General features: G+C 69.3%; 21 protein-coding genes and 1 rRNA gene. 18 read left to right on the forward strand and 4 right to left on the reverse strand.

Annotated features, from left to right (window positions below; all coding sequences use genetic code 11):
- From rrf to EV652_RS43265, 4 genes are all read left to right on the forward strand, one after another.
- Positions 1-69 (forward strand): 5S ribosomal RNA (gene rrf / locus EV652_RS46445); the annotation flags it as partial.
- 1,007 nt (positions 70-1,076) lie between these two features.
- Entirely contained in the window at positions 1,077-1,898 is an 822-nt protein-coding gene (locus EV652_RS44415) for a hypothetical protein (protein WP_158441576.1), read from the forward strand.
- A gap of 86 nt (positions 1,899-1,984) precedes the next feature.
- Positions 1,985-3,118, forward strand: coding sequence for a hypothetical protein (locus EV652_RS43260; protein WP_242002363.1), 1,134 nt, complete (start codon positions 1,985-1,987; stop codon positions 3,116-3,118).
- A gap of 174 nt (positions 3,119-3,292) precedes the next feature.
- Positions 3,293-4,171 (forward strand): CHAD domain-containing protein, encoded by an 879-nt coding sequence (locus EV652_RS43265; RefSeq protein ID WP_132217085.1) that lies wholly within the window; start codon positions 3,293-3,295, stop codon positions 4,169-4,171.
- Positions 4,172-4,175: 4 nt separating this feature from the next.
- Here the strand turns inward: EV652_RS43265 and EV652_RS43270 are convergent, their stop codons facing one another.
- On the reverse strand, positions 4,176-5,348 hold the full coding sequence (locus EV652_RS43270; RefSeq protein ID WP_132217087.1) for a DUF1015 domain-containing protein: 1,173 nt from the start codon (positions 5,346-5,348) through the stop codon (positions 4,176-4,178).
- Positions 5,349-5,372: 24 nt separating this feature from the next.
- Between EV652_RS43270 and EV652_RS43275 the strand changes: the two genes are divergently transcribed.
- The 13 genes from EV652_RS43275 (at position 5,373) to EV652_RS43335 (ending at position 19,530) form a co-directional block, all read left to right on the forward strand.
- A complete protein-coding gene (locus EV652_RS43275; RefSeq protein WP_132217089.1) occupies positions 5,373-6,482 on the forward strand; it encodes an HAD-IIA family hydrolase in 1,110 nt (369 codons plus the stop codon).
- A 193-nt stretch (positions 6,483-6,675) separates the two neighbouring features.
- Positions 6,676-7,155: a polyhydroxyalkanoate synthesis protein PhaF gene (locus tag EV652_RS44965; RefSeq protein ID WP_199238728.1), complete on the forward strand. Its 480-nt coding sequence runs from the start codon at positions 6,676-6,678 to the stop codon at positions 7,153-7,155.
- Complete coding sequence (locus tag EV652_RS43285; protein ID WP_132217093.1) at positions 7,152-7,958, forward strand: prolipoprotein diacylglyceryl transferase; 807 nt, start codon at positions 7,152-7,154, stop codon at positions 7,956-7,958. Before EV652_RS44965 ends, EV652_RS43285 begins: the two co-directional genes overlap by 4 nt.
- 13 nt (positions 7,959-7,971) lie before the next feature.
- A complete protein-coding gene (locus tag EV652_RS43290; protein WP_132217095.1) occupies positions 7,972-8,787 on the forward strand; it encodes a TlyA family RNA methyltransferase in 816 nt (271 codons plus the stop codon).
- A gap of 18 nt (positions 8,788-8,805) precedes the next feature.
- Positions 8,806-9,765: an NAD kinase gene (locus EV652_RS43295; RefSeq protein WP_132217097.1), complete on the forward strand. Its 960-nt coding sequence runs from the start codon at positions 8,806-8,808 to the stop codon at positions 9,763-9,765.
- A 2-nt stretch (positions 9,766-9,767) separates the two neighbouring features.
- A complete protein-coding gene (gene recN, locus EV652_RS43300; protein ID WP_132217099.1) occupies positions 9,768-11,498 on the forward strand; it encodes a DNA repair protein RecN in 1,731 nt (576 codons plus the stop codon).
- Between the two features lie 97 nt (positions 11,499-11,595).
- Positions 11,596-12,777, forward strand: coding sequence for a putative cytokinetic ring protein SteA (steA, locus tag EV652_RS43305; RefSeq protein WP_132217101.1), 1,182 nt, complete (start codon positions 11,596-11,598; stop codon positions 12,775-12,777).
- Positions 12,774-13,721, forward strand: a complete 948-nt coding sequence (locus EV652_RS43310; RefSeq protein WP_132217103.1) for a copper transporter — start codon at positions 12,774-12,776, stop codon at positions 13,719-13,721. The genes steA and EV652_RS43310 overlap by 4 nt, the downstream gene beginning before the upstream one ends.
- A 1-nt stretch (position 13,722) precedes the next feature.
- On the forward strand, positions 13,723-14,535 hold the full coding sequence (locus tag EV652_RS43315) for a hypothetical protein (RefSeq protein WP_132217105.1): 813 nt from the start codon (positions 13,723-13,725) through the stop codon (positions 14,533-14,535).
- Positions 14,532-16,112: a murein biosynthesis integral membrane protein MurJ gene (gene murJ / locus EV652_RS43320; RefSeq protein WP_132217107.1), complete on the forward strand. Its 1,581-nt coding sequence runs from the start codon at positions 14,532-14,534 to the stop codon at positions 16,110-16,112. Before EV652_RS43315 ends, murJ begins: the two co-directional genes overlap by 4 nt.
- The gene (locus tag EV652_RS43325; RefSeq protein WP_132217109.1) at positions 16,109-17,134 is read left to right on the forward strand and encodes a glycosyltransferase family 4 protein; all 1,026 of its coding nucleotides are present in this window, start codon (positions 16,109-16,111) and stop codon (positions 17,132-17,134) included. The genes murJ and EV652_RS43325 overlap by 4 nt, the downstream gene beginning before the upstream one ends.
- A gap of 21 nt (positions 17,135-17,155) precedes the next feature.
- On the forward strand, positions 17,156-18,883 hold the full coding sequence (gene pyrG, locus EV652_RS43330) for a CTP synthase (protein WP_132217111.1): 1,728 nt from the start codon (positions 17,156-17,158) through the stop codon (positions 18,881-18,883).
- Entirely contained in the window at positions 18,880-19,530 is a 651-nt protein-coding gene (locus tag EV652_RS43335; RefSeq protein WP_132217113.1) for an NUDIX domain-containing protein, read from the forward strand. Before pyrG ends, EV652_RS43335 begins: the two co-directional genes overlap by 4 nt.
- 137 nt (positions 19,531-19,667) lie before the next feature.
- Here the strand turns inward: EV652_RS43335 and EV652_RS43340 are convergent, their stop codons facing one another.
- On the reverse strand, positions 19,668-20,276 hold the full coding sequence (locus EV652_RS43340) for an HIT family protein (protein WP_132217115.1): 609 nt from the start codon (positions 20,274-20,276) through the stop codon (positions 19,668-19,670).
- Between the two features lie 44 nt (positions 20,277-20,320).
- On the opposite strand from EV652_RS43340, the gene EV652_RS43345 reads away from it, so the two are divergent.
- Positions 20,321-20,734, forward strand: a complete 414-nt coding sequence (locus tag EV652_RS43345; RefSeq protein ID WP_199238729.1) for a cupin domain-containing protein — start codon at positions 20,321-20,323, stop codon at positions 20,732-20,734.
- A gap of 53 nt (positions 20,735-20,787) precedes the next feature.
- On the opposite strand, the gene EV652_RS43350 is transcribed toward EV652_RS43345, so the two are convergent.
- Positions 20,788-21,483, reverse strand: coding sequence for a hypothetical protein (locus tag EV652_RS43350; protein WP_132217119.1), 696 nt, complete (start codon positions 21,481-21,483; stop codon positions 20,788-20,790).
- 128 nt (positions 21,484-21,611) lie between these two features.
- Positions 21,612-22,442: an LLM class F420-dependent oxidoreductase gene (locus EV652_RS43355; protein WP_132217121.1), complete on the reverse strand. Its 831-nt coding sequence runs from the start codon at positions 22,440-22,442 to the stop codon at positions 21,612-21,614.
- Between the last annotated feature and the right edge of the window lie 98 nt (positions 22,443-22,540).

Below are 22,540 nucleotides of genomic sequence, written 5' to 3' on the forward strand. Positions count from 1 at the left end.
GAAGTTAAGCCCGCCAGCGCCGATGGTACTGCGACCGGGAGGTCGTGGGAGAGTAGGACGCCGCCGGACATTCACACTGTTAAAGCCCACCCCCCCGGGGGTGGGCTTTAACATTTGTACCCACCAAACCTCCCCCACGGGGACCCCGCCCCAGAGCCGGCTCGTGGCCTTACAAGCACGAGCTTGCGTGGGTTTCTGCTGCGCGCGTCCTGGTCCTGCGGTCGGCAGTTGGTCTGCACAGTTGGGTGTGGGCGGCTAGACCCGGTCTGCACCAGCGCTACCCGCAGCAGCGCAGGCCTGTGGCCGGCGTACTGCATGCGGGGACGAGCCTGTGGTGGCGCATGCGGGAACGGCGAGTCGAGTCGACCTTCAACCACCCAAGGACACCGACTATCTGGTCGGCAGGTTGATTCCCGAGCCAACCGCAGTGGCGGGTCTGGTGCGGTCGGTGGCGCGTTGCATGAGCTCTTTGGGACCCAGCTGACCCCGGGAGTGGTCCGCTCGTCTCGGGAGCGGTCGGCTCCCTCGTGACCGGCGTACCACCTGGATGTCTTGAGGTGGGGCTTGCGGCGGTACCTTAGTCCTTTGTCCGTGTGTTGCAGCTGGCTGCAGCGCAGCTGCTCGATCGAGCTACAGCATCTTAGGAGTCAACGTGGCGACGCCACCTCGCAATCCTCCCTCCGGTTCTGGGGACCGTCGCGGTTCCTCCGGAGGTGGCGGCCGTTCCGGTCGTGACGCAGGTGGACGCTCGGGCTCCGGCGGCGGGCGTTCAGGGTTCGGCGGCGGACGGTCCGGCTCGAGTGCTGGCGGCTCCGGCGGCGGACGCTCTGGCGGTGCCGGTGGACGCGCGGGTTCTGGCGGCGGTCGGTCGTCTGGCGGACCTCGTGGAGCCTCCAGCCGAGGCGACAGCCCGCGGACGGGTGCGCCGCGTAGTGGTGGTTCGCGCTCTGGGTCGTACCGCGACGAGAACAAGCGTGGGTTTGCAGGGTCCGGGCGGGACGACAAGTCCGAGCGGGATCCGTTCGGCGGTCAGATGGCCGGCCGCGGTGAGCGGGACGACCGCGGTGGAGCCGGCCGTGACGACCGTTCCGGCGGCTATCGCCGTCCCGACAGCCGCGACGACCGCTCAGGCGGCCGTGGAGACTTCCGGCGGGACGACCGCCCCGGTTCGGCTGGTGGTTACCGGCGGGATGACCGCGGCGAGCGTGGTGGACGCGACGACCGCGCTGGGTCGGGCGGTGGGTACCGACGCGATGACCGTGACGACCGTGGTGGACGCGACGACCGCACTGGTTCCGGCGGTGGCTACAGGCGCGACGACCGCGGAAGCTCGGGCGGCGGTTACCGGCGTGACGACCGTGGTGGTCGTGATGAGCGCGCTGGACGTGACGACAGGGCAGGTTCAGGCGGCGGTTACCGGCGTGACGACCGCGGCGGACGTGATGACCGAGGTGGTCGTGACGATCGTGGTGGCCGCGATGGGTTCCGGCGTGACGACCGTGGTGGTCGCGATGACCGCGCGGGCTCGAGCGGTGGTTACCGGCGTGACGACCGCGGCGGTCGCGACGACCGTGGCGGACGTGATGACCGTGGTGGCCGCGATGGGGTCCGGCGCGATGAGCGGGCGGGGCGTGACGACCGCGGTGGGTACGGGCGTGATGAGCGGTCGCGTGATGATCGCGCAGGCGGACGTGGCGAGCGGCGGGATGGGATTCGGGCAGACCGGGGTTCGGCGCCGGCCCGTGGAGAGCGCGGAGCATCCCGGCGGGATGAGCGCGGTAGTGACTCGCGTGGCGGTGGTCGGTCCGGGTTCCGGCGAGACGACCGGGGCGGACGGGACGAGCGTGGTGGGCGCGGTGGACCCCGTCGGGATGATCGCGGCGGAGCTCGCCGGGTAGAGCGCGACGGCGAGGAGAAGGCCGGTCCGAGGCGGGACGATCCGGCGATTCCGGAAGGGATCACCGGGGCTGAGCTGGACCGGTCGGTGAAGGCCGAGCTGCGGTCGTTGCCGCGGGGCCTGGCGGACCTGGTCGCGCAGCATCTGGTCGCTTCGGGACGTTTCCTTGATGACGACCCGGAGCGGGCATATCTGCATGCTCGGACGGCGCGACGGTTGGCTGCGCGGCTTGGCGGCGTACGGGAGGCTGTGGCGATCACGGCGTACCTGGCTGAGCATTACGACGAGGCGCTCACCGAGTTCCGTGCGGTACGGCGGATGACCGGGAACCACGAGGTGCTCGCGATGATGGCCGACTGCGAGCGCGCGCTCGGGCGGCCGGAGAAGGCCCTGACGCTGACGCGGGACAAGCACGCCCGTGACTTGTCGGAAGCGACGCAGGTCGAGCTGCTGATCGTGGCGGCCGGCGCGCGGCGCGACATGGGTCAGACGGCGGCGGCAATCCAGACGCTCGAGGTGCCGGAGCTGACCAAGCGCACCCGGGCCGACTGGCTGCCGCGGCTGCGGTACGCGTACGCCGACGCCCTCGAGGAAGCCGGTCGCACGGACGACGCGCTGATCTGGTTCCACCGCGCTGCGGGTGCCGACGCCGACGGCTCCACCGGAGCTGCCGAACGCGCCGCCCAACTAGAAGGCCTAGAGTTCACCGACCTCGACGAAGACTACGAAGACTCGGACGACAAGCAGAGCGACGACACGTACGCCGAGCAGCTCGACGACTCGGCCGACGTGGAACTCGAGGACGAGGACCTGGAGCTCGAGGACGAAGCTGCGGAGCTCGAAGACGTGGTCGCGGAGCTCGAGGACGAAGCTGCGGAGCTCGAAGACGAGGACGTCGAGCTCGAGGACGAGGTCGCGGAGCTCAAGGCCGAGGTCGCGGAACTCAAGGACGAGGCCGTGGAGCTCGAAGACGGGATCGCAGAGCTTGAGGACGGGATCGCGGAGCTCGAGGACGAGGTCGCGGAACTCGAGGACGAGGCCGTCGAGCTTGAGAACGAGGCTGCGGAACTCGAGGACGAGGCCGTCGAGCTTGAGGACGAGGCTGCGGAACTCGCGGACGACGAGAAGACCGCGGATATCGAGGGTGACGTCGACGACTTGGTTGTCGACGACGCTCTGGACGGTGAGGTCGAGCCGCCCGCCAAGAAGCCCGAAGACTGACCCCGCCCCCGGGCTGCGCTCGGGCGCGTGGGCTGGGGACAGCGCCCCGGAGAGGTGGCGGGCCGAGGCGGCCCCCGCCCTGCGGGGCGAACCCTTGCCCGATTGTGCGGGTTCGAGGGGAGGGCGGCCCGCTGGGGTGTGGGTGTGTTCGTCTGGAGCGGGGAGAATGGGGCGATGGTGGAGAGTCTGGGTGGTTGGAGTGGGGCTTTGTCGGCGGAGGCTCCTGTCGGGGTGTTGGTGGTCAACGCGCTGACGAAGGGGACCAGCCGGCTGCAGGGGGCCATTCTCATGGTCGAGAAGAATGAGGATGACGCGATCCACCAGGTGCGGGTGTCGTGCCGGCGGTTGCGGAGTGACCTGAAGCTGTTCCGGAAGCTCCTGGCGGGGGATTGGGCGCAGGAGCTTCGAACTGACCTTGCTGCGCTGGCGAATGCGTGCGGAGAGGCTCGCGACCTCGAGGTGATCGCCGCGCTCGTGCGGGAGACCGCCAACAGCGAGGACGACCAGGAGCACGTTGAGACGATCCTGACGACGCTCAACGTCGGACTGGACCGTGCGGCCGCCCGATCGGCAGAGGTAGTGACCGGTGAGAGTACGGCGGCGCTCTTGCAGGCCTTGGATGCAGTGGCCGCGTCCCCGCTCCTCAAGCCGAAGGCCAAGGATCCGTGCAGCGAGGTGCTGCCTCAGCTGCTCGACGCGGCCAACCGCACGTTCACCCAGCAGGCTGACAAGCTCAAGCCGTGGACCGTGGACGACGACTGGCACGAGGTACGTCTGCTGGCCAAGCGAGTCCGGTACGCCGCCGACACCAGTGCCGCCGTACTGGGTGACGAGGCCAAGGAGACAGCCAGCCACGCCGCCAAGTACCAGGAGCTACTCGGCCAGCACCAGGACCAATGCGCCGCTGCGGACGCCCTGACCGCGATGGCTAGGGAAGCAGCCGCGCAGGACGACCCTGAGCTGTCGTTCACCCTCGGACGGCTCACAGAGCGCCATCGCGCGGCTCGCAAGCCTCTGCGCGAGGAGTTCCTCAGCCTGTACCACCGGCCCTAGCCGCTCAGAGAGTCCGGAACAGCAGCCCCACCCGCGGCTTAGGCCCGAACGACGTGGCCTTCTGCGGCAGTACGACGCCTTGCACGGCTGAGCGCAGGACCTGGTCCATCCGTGGCGCGGCGAGCTCCACAACGGCCTGCTGTGGTCCAGCCAGCGCCAGTGCGTCGGATAGTGCGTGGTGGAAGCTGATCTCGACCTCAACAACGCCCCAAGCCGGCAGTAGTACGTCGTGCAGCAGTGCGACCGTTGGAGACTCCTGGCCACGCGTCGAGCGCAGTGTCACCCAGTCGGACCCGTCTGTCACGGCGATCCGGTCCGGCACGCGGTCTACCCGACCTGGCAGCACCTGCCAGCCTTCCGGCGTACGAGAGGTGACGGTGGCCAGGTCCAGACCCGGTATGACGCGGTGGATCGGGTCCAGCGTCAGTGGGTGGCGGTTGTAGTCGACCAGCATCGCCAGACCGACGCTGCTGCCCGCTCGACCGGATTCGCGCCGTCGTCGCTCCAGGTAGGCGGCGTACCGGTGGTGCCCGTCCGCGATCAGGGCTTGGTGGTTGGCCAGCTCGGCCGCGATCATCGCCAGCGTCGAAGGGTCGTCGACCCGCCAGATCCGGTGGTGCGCGCCATTGTCGGTGTCAGCCACGACCCACGGTTCGCCCGCGCGGGCGTCGTCGACGACATCGCTGGCCGCGCCACCGTCGCCGTACGCGAGCAGGATGGGCTCCAGGTCGGCGTCGGTCGCCTGCATCAGTTCGAGCCGGTCGTCGACCCAGTGCGGCATCACGTCCTCGTGCGGCAGCACCACCTGCCGGGCCGGGTCCAGGCCGAGCAGACCGACCAGTCCGCACAGTACGGCGCTGCCCAGTTGCTGCTCGTAGACGTACAGCGCGGGACGCGGGTCCTGGATCACCACACCGGCCCGTTGCCACTCGGCCAGTCGACGGGCGGGTTCGTCGTACCGGCTGGGACCGAGCTCCGGATCGCGTGGAAGGATGAGCCTCACCATGTTGTGCAGATCAGAGTCAGTCAGCCGCCGGACGATGGCGGGTTCCAGTACGTCGTACGGCGGGGACGTGACGGCGCCGAGCGCGCTCACCTTGCCGGCCACGAACCGCCAGGCGCGCAACGGTTCGAGCCGCAACACGCTCCCGTTCGGTTCCGGCCCGCTTGCTGGCATGGGCGGCATCGTACGGGGGGAAGCATGAGCAAGGAACGAACGGCGCCCGCGCCGCTGTCGGCGTGTGACGAACCGCTCGCCGGCCGGTACGACGTCGCGCTGCTCGACCTGGACGGGGTCGTGTACGTCGGGCCGGACCCGGTACCGGACGCGCCGGAGAACCTGCGCAAGGCGGCCAAGGAAGGCATGCGGCTCGGCTACATCACCAACAACGCGAGCCGGCCGGCACAGGTCGTTGCCGAGCACCTCGCGTCGTTCGGGCTCGATGTGATCGCCGACGACGTGGTGACGTCCGCGCAGGCAGCCGCGAAGCTGATCGCGACCGAGTTCCCCAAGGGCTCGCCGGTGCTCGTGGTCGGCGGTGAGGGGCTGACGACGGCGCTGGAGGAGTACGGGCTGAACCCGGTCCGGAGCAGCGACGCGCACCCGGTGGCCGTCGTACAAGGGTTTCACCCGGACGTGAACTGGGTGATGCTCGCGGACGGCGCGCATGCGATCAACGAGGGCGCGAAGTGGTACGCGACCAACCTCGACCTGACGATCCCCACGGCCGCGGGCATGGCGCCGGGGAACGGGACGCTGGTGCAGGCGATTCGCGCCGCCGTCGAGGTGGATCCGATCGTGGCCGGGAAGCCGGAGCGGCCGTTGCTGGAAACGAGCATCGAGCGGCTCAATGCCGAACGTCCGTTGATGATCGGCGATCGGCTGGACTCGGATATCGAGGGCGCGAACGCGGTCGGGATCGCGAGTCTGTGGGTGGCGACCGGCGTCCATGACGCGCACGATCTCGCGCGGGCGCCGAAGAACCAGCGGCCGACGTACATCGCGGCAGGGCTGGGAGCGCTGGCAGAGAAGCAGCCGGGCGTGACGGTCGAGGGCGGGCGGCACATCTGTGAGGGGTGGACCGCGGAGGTCGTGAACAACGCGGTGAGCGTGAAGGGCGAAGGCGAGCCGTACGACGGTCTGCGCGCGATCCTGTCCGCGGTGTGGGCCGCTGTGGACGCCCCGGTCAAGCCGACCGGCAAAACAGCCAAGAGCGCCACCCGAAGCCGCCGCCCCCTCCCCAAACCGGCCCACACCCCCGGCTCGATCGCCATAGACGCCGCCCTCCACCGCATCGGCCTCGACCAGTAGCCCCCTGCTGACGCCCCATTTGGCTGGTTGACCCACCAAATGGTGGGTTTGCCACCCTGAGTTTGGGTGGCGAACCCACAAGCTCGTGGGTCAGCCCACCAAAATCGGGGGCTCGGCGGGGGTGGGTGGTGGGGGTGGGTGGTATTGCCGGGGCGAGGCGATACCGTTGCTGGAACGAAGCGAGGAGGCAGTCATGGTGATGGACGCACTGCGCGGCTACGTACAACTGGCGAGCGGGCTGACCGAGGTCACGAGACAGCGGGCCGAGGCGGCGGCGAAGGCGCTGCTCCAGCAGACCGGTGCCGACAAGTTGACGTCCGGGCTGAGCACCAAGGTGAGTGACCTGGCCGACGAGATCGTTGCCACCAGCAAGAGCAACCGTCACCTGCTGCAGGCGATCGTGACGAACGAGGTCGAGGGCGCGGTCGCGCGGCTCGGGTTCGTGCGCTCCGAGGAGGTCGCGGCGTTGACCCGCCGGGTCCAGACGCTGGAGGGCGAACTGGCGGAGGCACGCGCGTCCCGGCCGGCTGGTGATGTGTTCGCGGAGGCCGTGCCGGCGAAGAAGGCTGCCGCGAAGAAGGCTGCCAAGAAGGCGGCGAAGAAGGCTCCGGCCAAGAAGGCTCCGGCCAAGCAGGCTGCTGCGATGCAAGACGGCGAAGAAGGCTTGACGTGACCGAGCATCCTGGCGAGCAGTTCCCACCGGACGTCGACCCCGACGTCGAGCCGGGCTTGGATCCCTACCCGTCCGAGGAACCCCCTGCAACCCCCGACTACGACACCGAGCCGGGGCCCCAGAACTCCTCGCACGAGCAGGAGCAGGGCGAGCGGTCGTACGACGAGCCCGCGGTCGAGCTGACGCACGGCGAAGCAGGCGCGGAGCAGTCGTACGTCGGACCTGCTGAAGAATCGTTCGGCGCGGAGGCTGCCGGGCAGTCGTTCGGCGGACCTGCTGCGGAGTCGTTTGGCGAGGAGGCTGTGGGCGACTCGTATGGCGGGGGTGCCGCGGAGTCGGTGATGGACGTGGAAGCGGCCTCTGTTGACGAGTCGACTGAGGCTGAGGCTGAGGTGGATTCGGAGGCGGCGTTTGAGGCGTCGCTGGATGAGTCGGTCGAGGCTGACAGCCACGAGGCGCCGGCTGGGCATGTGGATCCGGCTGAGGTGGAGTTCGGGCCGGAGTTTGCCCGGGCGCCTGGGCAGGAGCACGAGCATTCCTTCGCGGCGGAGTCGGCTGTAGCTGAGCACGCGGTGGGCGAGCAGGAGCCGGCCCTGCCCGAGGACTCGGCTGAGGAGGTTGTGGCTGGGGATTCGGTCGTCGAGGAGGAGGGGGCGCATCCGTTGGTGGAGGAGACCATGGGGCGGTTGGACGAGTTGCGGGACCGCCCGGTGGGGGAACATGCGGAGGTGTACGCCGACCTGCACGAGCGGTTGCAGAGTGCTTTGGTGGAGGCGGACGCCGAGACCGGTGACCGGGGCTAGACGGAAGGTCTGAGTGGCCAAGGGAGTCAAGCGGTCGCGGCTCGATGCCGAGCTGGTACGACGGGGCCTGGCCAGGTCCCGTGAGCACGCGAGCGATCTGATCGCCGCCGGCAAGGTCAAGGTCTCGGGCACCGTCGCCACCAAGCCGGCGACCGGCGTCGGCACCGATGCGCCGATCGTCGTCGACACCTCCGAGACCGACGACCCCGGGTACGCGAGTCGCGGTGCGCACAAGCTGATCGGGGCTCTCGAAGCCTTCCCCGGCGTGCAGGTCAAGGGACGCAAGACGTTGGACGCGGGCGCGTCGACCGGCGGCTTCACCGACGTACTGCTGCGCAACGAAGCGGCCCATGTGATCGCGGTCGACGTCGGGTACGGCCAGCTGGTGTGGTCGTTGCAGACCGACGAACGCGTCACGGTGATGGACCGGACCAATGTCCGTTCGCTCACCCTCGAGGACATCGGTGGTGAACCGGTTGATCTCGTCGTCAGCGACCTCAGCTTCATCTCGCTCACGCTCGTCCTGCCCGCGCTGATCGGGGTGGTGACGCCGGACGGCGATCTGGTGCTGATGGTGAAACCGCAGTTCGAGGTCGGCAAGGAGCGCCTCGGCAAGGGCGGTGTCGTCCGCGATCCCGAGCTGCGCGCCGACGCGGTGCGGGGAGTGGCCGCCAAGGCGACCGAACTGGGCTGGGGAGTGGAGGGTGTCGCCGCCAGCCCGTTGCCTGGTCCGTCAGGAAATGTCGAATACTTCCTGTGGATACGCCGATCAGCACCGCCTCTCGATGAGACGATGCTCCAGACCGCCATCGAGAGCGGTCCACAGTGAGCAGAAGGCGGGATCAGAGTGGCTGAGCACGAGCCGCGGCGCGTGCTGCTGGTGACGCACACCGGGCGGGAGCAGGCGGTCGAGGTGGCGCGGGACGCGCACCGGCTGCTGACCGACGCCGGCCTGCAGGTCCGGCTGCTCGCCGACGAGGCCGAGGCGCTGAAGCTCAACCCCGCAGAGCTCGTCGACGACCACGAGAAGGCGGCGCTCGACGTCGAGCTGATCATGGTGCTCGGTGGCGACGGTTCGATCCTGCGCGGTGCCGAGCTGGCCCGCCCGCACGGTACGCCGGTGCTCGGGGTGAATCTCGGCCACGTCGGGTTCCTGGCCGAGGCCGAGGTGGACGACCTGGAGCGGATCGTCCAAGTGGTGGTCGACCGCAGCTACACGGTCGAGGAGCGGATGACGCTGGCGGTCGACGTACGGCTGGACGGGGAGCTGATCTTCGACACCTGGGCGCTGAACGAGGCGAGTGTGGAGAAGGCCGCCCGCGAGCGGATGCTCGAGGTGATGGTCGAGGTGGACGACCGGCCGCTGTCGCGGTGGGGTTGTGACGGGGTCGTGGTGGCCACGCCGACGGGCAGTACGGCGTACGCCTTCTCCGCGGGTGGACCGATCGTCTGGCCGGAGGTCGAGGCGATCCTGATGGTGCCGCTGAGCGCCCATGCGTTGTTCTCCCGGCCGATCGTGGTGGCGCCGACGTCGCAGCTGTCGATCGAGCTGGTGCCGTCGTGGCACGGTCGCGGCGTGCTGTGGTGCGACGGTCGCCGGATGGTCGAGGTGCCGCCGGGCGCCGAGATCCAGCTCCGGCGCGGCAGTCGGCCGGTCCGGCTGGCGCGGGCGCACGAGGCGCCGTTCACCGACCGGCTCGTGGCGAAGTTCGACCTCCCGGTGCTCGGCTGGCGCGGCGCCGCCGAGCGCAAGCGCAACGGGGACGCAAGAAGCACACCCGACGCCAACGGACAACAGGAGACCTAGACATGCTCTCGGAGATCCGCATCACCGGATTGGGCGTGATCGAGGACGCGACGCTGGACCTCGATCCGGGGTTCACCGCGGTCACCGGCGAGACCGGTGCCGGTAAGACGATGGTCGTGACCGGTGTGAACATGCTGCTCGGTGGCCGCGCGGACAGCGGCCTGGTGCGACACGGCACGCGTCGCGCGCGAGTCGAGGGCCGCGCCAGTGCGGTGCCGAAGGCGATCGTGCAGCAGGCCGAGGACCGTGGCGGCGAGCTGGACGACGACGAGTTGCTGATCGCGCGCGAACTGTCCTCCGAAGGCCGCTCCCGCGCTTTCCTCGGCGGCGCGTCCGTCCCGGTGTCCGTGCTGGCCGAGGTGTCCGGCGACCTGGTCGCGATCCACGGCCAGGCCGAGCAGTGGCGTCTCCTCCAGCCGTCGCGCCAGCGCGAAACCCTCGACACGTTCGCCGGCAAGCCCGTGCTCGTGCCGCTGCAGGAGTACGCCGCCGCCTACAAGCGTCACCGTGAGGTCGAGGCCGAGCTGACCGAGCTGACCACGCGCCAGCGCGATCGCCTCGCCGAGGCGGACCTGCTGCGCTTCGGGCTCGACGAGGTCGCGAAGGCGGAGCCGCTGCCGGGCGAGGACGCTGAGCTGGCAGCCGAGGAGGATCGCCTCGCGTACGCCGACGGCCTTCGTACTGCGGCCACCACGGCAGCCGACGCGTTGGCCTCGGAGGATCTCGATTCCACCAGGCCCGGCGACGTACTCGGGCTGCTTGCTCTCACCAAGCAGGTCCTCGACGCGGAGCGCGAGCACGACCCCAAGCTGGCCGAGCTCGCGGACCGAGCCGGCGAGCTCGGGTACCTCGCCGCCGACCTGGCCGGCGAGCTTTCGTCGTACGCCGCCGATGTCGACACCGACCCGGCACGGCTTGCGGTCGTGAGCGAACGGCGATCGCTGCTGACCGGCCTTGTCCGCAAGTACGGCGCTGAGCAGGGCACCGTGGACGAGGTGCTCGACTGGGCGAAGCGGTCCACGAATCGGCTGGCCGAGCTGGACGGGAGTGACGAGCGGGTCGAGCTCCTGACCGCGGAGCTCGCCGAGCTGGACGCGAAGCTCGCGGATCTCGGTCAGCAGGTCCGCGCGGCCCGGATCGAAGCGGCCGAGCGGCTGAGCGTCGCCGTGTCCGAGGAGCTGACCGGCCTGGCGATGCCGCACGCGAAGTTGTCGATCGAGGTGCACGAGAGTGCGCAGGGTCCGTTCGGCATCGACGAGGTCGAGTTCTGCTTCGCGGCGAACCCGGGCAGCCCGTCACGTCCGCTGCAGAAGGCGGCGTCCGGTGGTGAGCTCTCCCGGGTGATGCTCGCGCTCGAGGTGATCCTGTCGGACACGCATCCGGTGCCGACGCTGGTGTTCGACGAGATCGACGCCGGGATCGGCGGCCGGGCGGCGGTCGAGGTGGGCAAACGGCTGGCCCGGCTGGCGGAGAAGGCGCAGGTGATCGTGGTGACGCACCTGCCGCAGGTTGCAGCGTTCGCGGATCGTCACGCGGTCGTGCTGAAGAGTGACGACGGTTCCGTCACCACCAGTGGCCTGGTCGCGCTCGACGACGACGCGCGACTGAAGGAGCTGTCCCGGATGATGGCCGGCCTGGAGAACTCCGATGCCGCCCAGGCCCATGCCGAGGAATTGCTCGCGCTTGCGGCTGAGCGGCACAAACCACGCAGGAAGAGTCGTTCGAAAGGATGATTTGACGCACAGTGATCCTGGTTTCTGTGCGTGAACAAGCGCCCTCCCGGGTAAATGACCCGGGAAGGGGCTCTTGACATGGCAGGATGAGAGCGCGATGAAACTGCCCAGCCTGCGGAGAGCACGACCCACTGAACTGCCCGGTATCGCCGGAGTGGTCCGGCTCGATCGCCGTACCAAGAATCTCACCAAGCGGCTGAAGCCGGGCGAGATCGCGGTCATCGACCATGTCGACCTGGACCGGGTCAGCGCCGAGGCGCTGGTCGACTGCCGGGTCGCCGCGGTGGTGAACGTGGCCGACTCGATCAGCGGCCGCTACCCGAACCTCGGTCCGGAGATCCTCGTCGAGGCGGGGATCCCGCTGGTCGACGGGGTCGGCCGCGAGGTGTTCTCGATCCTGCACGAGGGCGAGCGGGTCCGGCTGAACGAGGGCTGCCTGTACCGCGGCGAGGAGGTTGTCGCCAAGGGTGTGTGGCAGGACAGCAAGACCGTCGCGGAGTCGATGGACGACGCCCGGTCCGGTCTGTCCACCCAACTGGAGGCGTTCACCGCCAACACGCTGGAGTACCTGCGTCGCGAACGCGACCTGCTCCTCGACGGTGTCGGCGTACCGGACGTCCACACGCCGATGGACGGCAAGCACGTGCTGATCGTGGTCCGCGGGTACGACTACCGCGAGGACCTGGTCGCGCTGCGCCCGTACATCCGCGAGTACCGGCCGGTGCTGATCGGGGTCGACGGCGGCGCCGACGCGCTGGTGGAGAACGGCTATGTCCCGGACCTGATCGTCGGCGACATGGACTCGGTCAAGGACGAGACGCTGAAGAGCGGCGCCGAGGTGGTCGTGCACGCGTACCGCGACGGCCGCGCGCCCGGCTCGGAACGGCTGGAGCGGCTCGGTGTGGACTCGATCGAGTTCCCGGCCGCCGGCACCAGCGAGGACGTCGCGATGTTGCTGGCCGACTCCAAGGGTGCCTCGCTGATCGTCGCGGTCGGCACCCACAACTCCCTGGTGGAGTTTCTCGACAAGGGGCGCGCCGGGATGGCGAGCACCTTCATCACCCGCTTGCGCGTCGGTGCCAAGCTGGTGGACGCCAAGGGTGTCGGCCGGCTGTACCGCAGCCGGGTATCTACCCTTCAGGTGGTTGCGCTGGCCGGGGCCGGCCTGTTCGCACTCGGCATGGCGTTGGTCGCGATCGGCGGCGACGACGTGCTCTGGTCGATCCTGCGGGCGCGCTGGAGCGACTTCGTCTACTGGATCCGGGAGCTGTTCACGTGATCGACTTTCGCTACCACATCGTCTCGATCGTGGCGATCTTCTTCGCCCTGGGCGCCGGTGTGGTGCTGGGTGCCGGCCCGCTGAAGGGCACCGGCAGCGAGCTCGTCGCGAGTCAGGCCGAGAAGGATCGGCAGCAGCTCGCCGACGCGCGGCAGGAGCTGACCGACGTGAAGTCGCTGGACAAGTACCGCGACGACTACGTCGCCAAGGTCACCGCCGGGCTGACCAACGGCAAGCTGACCGGCAAGAAGATCGTCGTCGTCACCATGCCGAACGCCGACGGCGACTTGGCCAACACCCTGACCGAGGAGCTGGAGACGGCCGGCGGTCAGGTCACCACGCGGGTCGCGCTGGACAGCAAGCTGTTCGACGCCGGTCAGCGCCAGCTGGTCGAGCAGCTCGTCACCGAGCTCGTCACCGCCGACATCGAGATCCCCGCGGACAGTACGACGTACCAGCGGGCCGGACTGATCATGGCGCGCGGGCTCGCGGCCAACGAAGAGGGCAAGGCCGCCGACTCCGAGTCGACCAAGATCATCAGCGGCCTGACCGGATCCAAGCTGCTGTCGCTGAAGCCGTCGCAGATCAAGGACCGGGCCAGCCTGTTCGTCGTGGTGGCCGCCAAGCCGCCGACGCCGCTGCCGGACAACTCGTCGTACAACGACTCGGTGGACTTCATCGAGGGCCTGGACGAGGGCAGCGCCGGTGTGGTGGTGGCCGGTACGCCGCTGACGGCGAAGACCGGCGGTCTGGTCAAGGCATTGCGGAGTGACTCCGACGCGACCAAGATCGTTTCCTCGGTGGACGTGGCCGACATCCCCGCCGGGCAGGCGACGGTCGTCTTCTCGCTGGCCGAGCAGGCGAGCGGCAAGGCGGGGCAGTACGGCGCGTTCGACGCGAAGAACGGCGTAGCGCCGTCGGACGTACAGACGAAGGACAACTGACGTGGGAATTCTGAGCGCTGCCGTCGCGGCAGCTGCCACCGCCGCGCTCGAACGGGCCGCGGCGAAACTGCCCAAGGAGAACCGCGAGCCGTTCGAGCGGACCAACCACCGCGGTGAGCCGGTGACTCTGCTCGAAGGCCCGGTCGCGGTGCTCGGCGCTCTTGCCGGTGTCGCGGCCTCGCCGTCGACGCCGGGCAAGGTCAAGGCCGCCGCGCTGCTCGCCGGCTCGGTGTCGGGTGCGGTCGGCGCGTACGACGATCTGCGTGGAACCACGCAGGCGAAGGGATTCCGGGGCCACCTCAGCGCGCTGAAGCGGGGTGAGGTGACCAGCGGAGCGGTGAAGATCCTCGGCGTCGGCGCCGCCGGTCTCGCTGCCGCCGCGCTGTTGCCGCGAAAGTCGTCCGGGGTGAAGGCGGTGGCCGGGATCGTTGCCGACGGCGCCTTGATCGCCGGTACGGCGAATCTCACCAACCTGCTCGATCTGCGCCCCGGCCGTGCGCTGAAGGCGGTCACGGCGGTCAATGCTCCGCTGGCGGCCGTGAACGGTCCGGCCGGTGCGGTCGTCGGTGCGGCCGCGGCCGCGGCTCCGTCCGACCTGGGCGAGCGGTCGATGCTGGGCGACTGTGGTGCGAACGGTCTGGGTGCGATCACCGGCACGGCGCTGGCCGCCTCGCTGCCGCGTCCGCTCAAGGCCCTGGCGCTCGGTGCGGTCGTCGCGTTGAACCTGGCCAGCGAGAAGGTCAGCTTCACCAAGGTCATCGCCGAGAACCCGGTCCTGGACAGGATCGATCAGTGGGGCCGTAGGCCCAGGTGAGCACGGGCGGTCGGATCGCCCGAGCCGCAGTTCTGATCGCCGCGATCACTGTTCTGGCCCGGGTGGCCGGATTCGGCCGGTGGCTGGTCTTCTCGAAGACTGTCGGTGCGGGCTGTCTCGCGGAGGCCTACGCAACCGCGAACCAACTGCCGAACATCCTCTTCGAGGTGGTCGCCGGTGGGGCGCTGGCGGGCGCGGTCATTCCGGTGCTCGCCGGCCCGGTGGCTCGTGGCGACCGCGCCGCCCAAGGACGCATCATCGGCGCGCTGCTGAGCTGGTCCTTCGTGCTGTTGGCGCCCTTCGCCTTACTGGCTTGGGTTCTGGCGTCCGCGTATTCCGATGCGATGCTCGATCCGGGTGCTGAGTGCACCGGCTCGGTTGCGACGGCGACCCGGATGCTGGCGATCTTCGTGCCCCAGGTGTTCGGCTACGCGATCGCCGTCATCGCGACCGCCGTACTGCAGTCACACAAGCGGTTCGCGGCCGGTGCACTGGCTCCGCTGATCTCCAGCCTCGTTGTCGTGGCCACCTATCTGGCCTTCGCGGCCGAAGCCCCTGACGCCGACGCAGCGTCGCGTAGCGCGGCCGATCTGCTTGCCTGGGGTACGACGGCCGGCGTCGCAGCGCTGGCGCTCACTGTGCTGGTGCCCATGCTGTTCCTGCGACTCCCGATCAAACCGACGCTGCGACTCGACCCAGCCGTCAGTCCAGTACTCCGAAGGCTCGCCCTGGCCGGTCTCGCCATACTGATCGCGCAACAGTTGACCTTCGTCGTCACCACCTACCTGGCTAACCACCGGGGGCCTGCGGGAAGCATTGCCGTCTACTCGTGGGCCAACGCGGTCTACTTGCTGCCGTACGCCGTACTCGCCGTGCCGATCACCACAGCCGTGTTCCCACGGCTCGCAGCGGCGTACGAGGCACGAGAGCGTTTCGACTTCTACGCGGCCGCGTCGACGAGAGCAGTGATGCTCGCCGGTGGTGCTGGAGCCGCGTTGCTGGCTGGCACAGCCGTCCCGGTCGCGAGGGTCTTCGCGTACGACGACGGCGCGGTGCAGGAGGCCAATGCGACATCACTGGGCAACGCCCTCATCGCGTTTGCTCCGGCTGCGATCGGCTTTGCTGTGTTGATGCACGTCGGCCGAGTCCTCTACGCGCGGCATGCGGGCCGTCAGGTCGCTATGGTGACGTCTGCGGCCTGGGTCGTGGTGGCGGTTGCCGGTGTGGTGCTGACTGCTGAATGGGATGCGGTGCCGGCGTTGGCTGCTGCTATGTCTGTCGGCATGGTCCTGGGCGCTGTCGCCCTCGTGATGGTGCTGCGTCGGGAGGCCGGGCCCGGTGTGCTGGCCGGACTGGCTCGTGCCACGCTTGCTGCCCTGGTCGGCGCGGTGTTGGCCGGTGCTGCGGGCTGGGCGGTGGCCTTGCCTGCTGACGACGCCGGACTGGGGAGTGCACTCGTGTTCTCGGTGCTGTCCGGTCTGGCCGTTGTCGTCGTGTACGCCGCGGTGGCGGTGGCACTGGATCGCGCGGACGTTCGCGCGCTAAGACGTCGGGGACTCGTGGAGGAGACGCAATGAGGATCGGCCTGCTGCTCGCGGAGTCGAGGGGCGGGATCGGGCAGCACGTCGCCTCCCTGGTGCCGCGGTTCTTGAACGCTGGTCACGAGGTCGTCGTGTGCGCACCACCCGGTACCGCCGAGCACTTCGACTTCGGCGGCGCGACCGTCGTGGCACAGGCGCCGGCGTTGCGCGGAGTCGACGTGGTTCACGCTCACGGCTACCGCGCCGGCATGACCGCTCTGCGGGACAGGTCGCGCCTTCGGCCTCTGGTCGTCACCTGGCACAACGCAGTGATCGCTCCCGGGCCGCGTGGGCTCGTCATGCGGCTGGGCCAGCGGCTGGTGGCCAGGGGAGCGGACCTGACACTAGGAGCTTCCAGCGACCTAGTGGACCTGGCGAAAAGCCTTGGCGCCCGGCAGGCCCGTCTGGCCCCGGTAGCGGCTCCAGCCATCCCACAGGTCCGTACACCTACCGCTGATGTGCGCGCGTCGCTCGGCCTGAGCGACCAGCCCTTGATCCTGACAGTGGGCCGGCTGGCGCCGCAGAAGGACTACCCGACGCTACTGTCCGTGGCGGCCTCCGTGCGGGAGTCGAACCCGGACGTGGTCTTCGCGGTCGTCGGAGACGGCCCGTTGCGTGACAACCTCCAGGCGCGGATCGACGCGGAGAACCTCCCTGTGCGGCTCCTCGGTCACCGGAACGACGTCGCTGACCTCCTGGGCGCGGCTGACGTGTTCCTACTGACCTCCCACTGGGAGGCCCGGGCCCTCGTCATCCAGGAGGCGCTGCAGGTCGGCGTACCCGTGGTGGCGACGGCGGTCGGCGGCGTACCGGAGTTGGTGGACGACAGCGCCGTACTGGCGTTCCCAGGGGATGCCGACGGGCTGGCCGACGGAGTCCGGGCGGTGCTCGCCGAGCCGGAGACGGCGAACGCTATGCGGACGCGCGGCCGGGAGTTGGCCTCAAGATGGCCGGACGAGGACGCGGTGGCGAAGAATCTGCTCGACATCTATGCGGGTCTCGTCGCGACCACTGCTTGACAACAGGTAGGCTGAAGGCCCGTGGACAGGGCTTCGAACTTCCAGCAGACCAAGCACGTATTCGTCACCGGTGGCGTGGCATCCAGTCTCGGCAAGGGGCTGACAGCGTCAAGCCTCGGCAGTCTGCTGACGGCACGGGGCATCCGGGTCACCATGCAGAAGCTGGATCCGTATCTGAATGTGGATCCCGGCACCATGAACCCGTTCCAGCACGGCGAGGTGTTCGTCACCAACGACGGCGCCGAGACCGACCTGGACATCGGTCACTACGAGCGCTTCCTCGACCGTGATCTGTCCGCCGTGGCCAACGTGACCACCGGACAGATCTACTCGAGCGTGATCGCCAAGGAGCGCCGCGGCGAGTACCTGGGCGACACCGTCCAGGTGATCCCGCACATCACCAACGAGATCAAGGAACGGATGCTGGCGATGGCCGGCCCCGACGTCGACGTCGTCCTGCACGAGATCGGCGGCACGGTCGGTGACATCGAGTCACTGCCGTTCCTGGAGGCCGCCCGCCAGGTCCGGCACGACGTCGGCCGGGAGAACGTCTTCTTCCTGCACATCTCGCTGGTCCCGTACCTCGCCCCGAGCGGCGAGCTGAAGACCAAGCCGACCCAGCACTCGGTCGCCGCGCTGCGCTCGATCGGTATCGCCCCGGACGCCGTGGTCTGCCGCGCCGACCGGCCGATCCCGGACGGCGTGAAGCGGAAGATCTCGCTGATGTGCGACGTCGACACCGAGGCCGTGGTCGCGGCCGCCGACGCGCCGAGCATCTACGACATCCCGAAGGTGCTGCACGCCGAGGGTCTCGACGCGTACGTCGTCCGGCGGCTGAACCTGCCGTTCCGCGACGTCGACTGGACCCGCTGGGACGAGCTGCTGCGGGTCGTGCACCAGCCGAAGGACCACGTCACGGTCGCGCTGGTCGGCAAGTACATCGACCTGCCGGACGCGTACCTGTCCGTGGCCGAGGCGCTGCGGGCCGGCGGTTTCGACAACGACGCGAAGGTCGACCTGCGCTGGATCGCGTCCGACGAGTGCGCCACCCCTGAGGCGGCCGCGCGGCTGCTCGGTGACGTCGACGCGGTCTGCATCCCGGGTGGGTTCGGTGTCCGCGGGATCGAGGGGAAGATCGGCGCGATCCGGTACGCCCGCGAGCAGGGCATCCCGATCCTCGGCCTGTGCCTCGGCCTGCAGTGCATGGTGATCGAGGTCGCCCGCGACCTGGCCGGTCTGGTCGAGGCGAACTCCAGCGAGTTCGACCCGGATGCCGAGCAGCCGGTGATCGCGACGATGGAGGAGCAGAAGCACATCGTCTCCGGCTCCGGTGACCTCGGCGGCACCATGCGGCTCGGTCTCTACCCGGCCAACCTGGCCGACGGCTCGATCGTGCGCGACCTGTACGGCGCTCCGTCGGTGCAGGAGCGGCACCGGCACCGCTACGAGGTGAACAACGCGTACCGGGACAAGCTGGAGACGGCCGGCCTGGTGTTCAGCGGCCTGTCGCCGGATAACGAGCTGGTCGAGTTCATCGAGCTCGACAAGGCGCAGCACCCGTACTTCGTCGCCACCCAGGCGCACCCGGAGCTGCGGTCCCGGCCGACCAAGCCGCACCCGCTGTTCTCCGGCCTGATCGGCGCCGCCCTGGTCCGCCAGCGCGAGTCCCGGCTGCCCGTTGAGGAGCCGGCGGTTGCCAAGAAGACGGCGTCGGGCAAGCCCAAGGCCGAAGCGGTCAAGGCTCGATGAAGGATCACCCCGAACTGCGGTTCGGTGCCGGCCTGGCCGACGTACCGGAGCAGTGGCCGGTCTCCTCGTCCGAGGTGGTGCACGAGACCGGCCGAGTGATCTCGGTACGGCGGGATCACATCGACCCACCTGGTCGCGATCCGTTCGTCCGCGACGTGGTCGTGCACCCCGGCGCGGTCGGGGTGGTCGCGCTGGACGAGAACAACCGGATGCTGCTGGTCCGGCAGTACCGGCACCCGGTCGGCTACCGGCTGCTCGAGCCGCCGGCCGGGCTGCTCGACGTCCAGGGGGAGCAGTACCGCCTGGGCGGCGAACGTGAGCTCTGGGAGGAGACCGGCACGAAGGCGGCCGACTGGCGCGTCCTCGTCGACGCCTTCACCTCCCCGGGCCTCACCGACGAGGCGGTCCGGATCTTCCTCGCCCGTGACCTCTCATCGGCCGACGAGGCCTACGACCGCCTCCACGAGGAGGCCGACATGGAAACCGTCTGGGCCCCCTTGATCGACGTCGTCGGCGCCGTCCTGGCCGGCCACCTCCACAACCCCATCCTCGTGATGGGCGCCCTGGCCACCTGGACCGCCCTCAACGGCCCCGGCTTCGACACCCTCCGCCCCGCCGACTCCCCCTGGCCGGCCAAAGACCGCTGAAGGTGTGATTTGGTGCAGTTCGACAGGAGATGTCCGGCGATCGAGCCGGATACCCGGTGGGCTCAGGCGGGCAGTGGCCGGTAGTGGGCGTATACGTCCTGTCGATCTGCACCCGGTGTGCACGGCCACCAACGATCTCAGGGCAGTCCGGCCTCCATCGCCTCGCCACCGGCTTCGCTGAGGGCGGTGGCGACGGTACGGGCGTTGGCCTCGAACTCGTCCTGCGGAACCTTGGGGAGCATGTCGTCCCAGGCGGCGATCATCGCACCGCGAAGCTGCATCATCCCGAGCGGCCGCGCGAGGAACCACAGATGGAAGTGCTCGGAGCCGTCACCCCAGCGGTTGAAGTGCGTCCGCCCGACACCGTCGATCAACCGGATCGCGTTCGCCACCCGCTGGATCATCGGGCCGAGGGTGGCGGTCAAGGCCGGCGGCAGGTTGTCGAGGCGGTAGTGCTCCCGCGGCTCGAGGAGGGCGACCATCGGCAACCCACTCGGCTCGAACCCAGCCTTCAACTGCCACTCGGCATCCCGCCAGATGACGTTGCGATCCGGCTCAGCACAGGTGATGCACTGCTCCCCACCGGCCTCTCCGCGCCGCGGCGGCTCCGGCAACACCGGCTCGGCCAACGGCACGACCCGAACATCCCCCTCGAACGGAAAGAACGGCTGCCCGATCAACGGCTCAGCCGAAACCCGTTCCCCATAAGGCAACCTGCGGTGGTACTCAGAAGGCAGCTCAGTCATGCCCCGCACTCTTCCGAACCCCTGCCCGTTCGACAATGCATTTCATGGACAAGCCCGAGTTGGCCGAACTACTTGATCTGAGCCCGCATCCTGAAGGTGGCTGGTATCGCGAGACCTGGCGATCGGAGGTCGACTTCACACCTGAGGGCTACGACGGCGAGCGTGCCAGTGCGACGGCGATCTACTTTCTGCTGGCGCCGGGGGAGGAGTCGCGGTGGCATCGGGTCCGGTCGGCCGAGGTGTGGTTGTGGCACTCGGGTGGGCCGTTGATTCTGGAGTACGGCGAGGAGCCGGTGACGACGGTGACGCTCGGGCCGGATGTGCGAGCGGGGGAGCGGCCGCAGGTCGTCGTACCGGCGGGGGCTTGGCAGGCGGCGCGGCCGGCTGGTGATCAGCCGGTGCTGGTGTCCTGCATCGTCTCGCCGGGGTTCGATTTCGCGGACTTCAGCATGCGCTAGGGAGGGCCCTCCGGGACGGGTCAGGGGCACACCGTCCCGGAGGACGCCCGAACTCAGGTCTGCGGCACGATGCCCTCGCCCGCTGTCACCTCCGGCAGGTGCTCGCGCACCATGTAGGTGCCGGCGCAGGCGATCCAGACCGCCGACAGCAGCAACGGGATCGTGGTCATCAAGGTGCCGCCGGCAACGAACGCGCCGTCGGAGGCGAACACCCCGAAGGCGCCGGCGAACGACACCACGGCGGCCAGCAGGGCCAGGTACCCGAGCCAGTTCGGCATCAGATGGGTGCGCAGTACGCCGATCCCGGCCGCGGCCAGCGGCAGCGCGGCGGCGAAGCCGATCATCGTCGTCATCACCGCGGTCAGTTCGTACAGCATGATGGTGATCGCGGCGCCCCGGCCGTCGATGCTGAAGGCGGTTGCGGCAGTCAGGCCCGCGGTCACGAAGATCGCACTGCCGACCAGCACCGATCCCGCGAGCAGCGCCAGGTGGACGTCACTGCGCTCGTCACGCTCCCTGATCGCCTCGGCGAAGGCGGCGGCGAACCAGATGATCAATCCGGCCGCGGCGCTCCACATCAGCGCACCGACCAGCATCGAGGTCCGCGCGTCGTTGAGGAATCCCGTGATCGTTCCTTCGGACTCGTCGACCGTGGGTAGGTTGCCGGGCAGGAACCTGCCCAGGAGTGCCAGGACGACGAAGGCCAGTCCGGCGAAGCCGCCCCAACGCAACTCGTGTCGCTCAGTCATGGGGAAACACCTCCAGTGCGCGCACCGCGAAATACGGTGCGTCTACTGCTGATATTCCTCCGCTCCGGGCGGCCGTCAAGAGGATCCGTCCGGCGAACAGGCGCCTCGCCGGACGGTCCCGGCACGACCTACGGGAGAACGGTTGCCAACGCCTCGTACCCGGGCAGCAGATCGATCCCCTCCCGCCCGAGCTGCTGGACCGCGACATGGTCGGCGCCGGCCTGCAGATGGGCGTTCAGACCCTCGGCGATCTCGACCGCCGAGCCGTGCAGGACGAGGGCGTCGACCAGCCGGTCGCTGCCGCCGTCGTCGAGGTCCCCGTCGGTGAAGCCGAGCCGCTTCAGGCTCGACCGGTAGTTGCGCAGTTGCAGGTACGACGCCAGGTAGTCGCGGGCCGTCGTACGCGCAATCTCGTCGTCGGTCTCGAGGACGACCTTCTGCTCGGGCGCGAGCAGAACACCGCCGCCGAGGGTACGACGGGCTTCGCGGGTGTGCTCCGGCGTGGTCAGGTACGGCAGGGCTCCGGCGGTCCGCGTCCCGGCGACGTGCAGCACCTTCGGACCGAGTGCGGCCAGTGCCCGCCGGTCGACCGGCACCTTGGCGTCGTCGAGATCGTCCAGGTAGTTCACGATCGTCTCGTACGGCGACTTGTACTCGCCGGTGCGTTCCGGGTGGCCGATGCCGACACCCAGCAGGAACCGGCCCGGGTGCTCGTCCTCCAGTCGGTGATACGAGGCGGCCACGTCGGCCGCGGGCGATTTCCACATGTTCACGATGCTGGTGCCGACGGCAACCGAGTTCGTTGACGCCAGCAACACTTCGGCATCCCGCAGGCCGGCGCCCGGCGAGGCGCCTAGCCAGAGCGCACCGTATCCGGCCTGCTCCAGTCCCGCCGCCAGTTCCGGACCCCAGTGCTGGGGCCCGTGCCAGACCCCGAAGCGTCCAAGTTCTACCGCCACGCGTACTCCTCTCGTCACTTCCCGTGGTGCAGCTCCGGGCGGAGAGCGGCCGTTTCGACACCAGCGCCAGTGTCCCTGACGACTGAGCCGGGGCTCAA

The sequence above is a fragment of the Kribbella steppae genome, from assembly GCF_004342025.1.
Taxonomy (GTDB): domain Bacteria; phylum Actinomycetota; class Actinomycetes; order Propionibacteriales; family Kribbellaceae; genus Kribbella; species Kribbella steppae.

Excerpts from the sequence above, each read along its gene's own strand:
- EV652_RS44965 (WP_199238728.1), top strand. The coding sequence starts at position 6,676 with ATGGTGATGGACGCACTGCGCGGCTACGTACAACTGGCGAGCGGGCTG.
- EV652_RS43345 (WP_199238729.1), top strand. The coding sequence starts at position 20,321 with ATGGACAAGCCCGAGTTGGCCGAACTACTTGATCTGAGCCCGCATCCT.
- steA (WP_132217101.1), top strand. The coding sequence starts at position 11,596 with ATGAAACTGCCCAGCCTGCGGAGAGCACGACCCACTGAACTGCCCGGT.
- EV652_RS43275 (WP_132217089.1), top strand. The coding sequence starts at position 5,373 with ATGAGCAAGGAACGAACGGCGCCCGCGCCGCTGTCGGCGTGTGACGAA.
- EV652_RS43270 (WP_132217087.1), bottom strand. The coding sequence starts at position 5,348 with ATGCCAGCAAGCGGGCCGGAACCGAACGGGAGCGTGTTGCGGCTCGAA.
- EV652_RS43340 (WP_132217115.1), bottom strand. The coding sequence starts at position 20,276 with ATGACTGAGCTGCCTTCTGAGTACCACCGCAGGTTGCCTTATGGGGAA.
- EV652_RS43335 (WP_132217113.1), top strand. The coding sequence starts at position 18,880 with ATGAAGGATCACCCCGAACTGCGGTTCGGTGCCGGCCTGGCCGACGTA.
- EV652_RS43265 (WP_132217085.1), top strand. The coding sequence starts at position 3,293 with ATGGTGGAGAGTCTGGGTGGTTGGAGTGGGGCTTTGTCGGCGGAGGCT.
- EV652_RS43350 (WP_132217119.1), bottom strand. The coding sequence starts at position 21,483 with ATGACTGAGCGACACGAGTTGCGTTGGGGCGGCTTCGCCGGACTGGCC.
- EV652_RS43325 (WP_132217109.1), top strand. The coding sequence starts at position 16,109 with ATGAGGATCGGCCTGCTGCTCGCGGAGTCGAGGGGCGGGATCGGGCAG.
- recN (WP_132217099.1), top strand. The coding sequence starts at position 9,768 with ATGCTCTCGGAGATCCGCATCACCGGATTGGGCGTGATCGAGGACGCG.